We start from the raw sequence: 546 nt of genomic DNA on the forward strand, positions 1-546 counted from the left end.
ATCTAACACCATCTTGACCCAAAGCACGCCGTCATGTTCATTCGCATTCGCTCTGTCCGTGACAAGTTGAGCCAGTTTTCGATAACGATTGATCACATCATTTCTGCCCGCTTGCTTTGCTGCATTGATGTTTTCTTGCATCACATGAGGTGCTAAACGTGCAGTTATCACACTGTGCGGAGCATCAAGTTTCCCACCAAGTGCAGAGGCTAGCCCATGAGCAGCGCCCAACTTAGCGTTAGTGATCGCCATCCCTCCAAGCAAAGCCGCAAAAGATAAATCCGAACGAGCCTTATGATTATCCTGCTTACAGCCTGCAATCACTGATCGACTCAATCGACGAAGCCCTTCTTCGCATACCATATCAGTGAGAGGATTCGGCTCGCCGCACACATAAGCTTCCATCAGATGCGTAAACGCATCCATAGCGCCTCGTCCAGATGTGTATTGATCTGTCCCATAAGTCAATGTTGGGTCGACAATCGCAACGTCAGCCAACATGTCCGGACTTCTTAAACTTACTTTTACTTTGTCCTGCCCTGACTT

1 protein-coding gene is annotated in these 546 nt (G+C 48.4%); it reads right to left on the minus strand.

Translation table 11 applies throughout. The annotated features are described in order from the left end of the window. On the minus strand, positions 1 to 546 hold a 546-nt coding region (locus R7190_RS29925; RefSeq protein WP_318138215.1), incomplete at both ends, for an iron-containing alcohol dehydrogenase.

It is taken from the genome of Vibrio sp. 1078-1 (assembly GCF_033340475.1).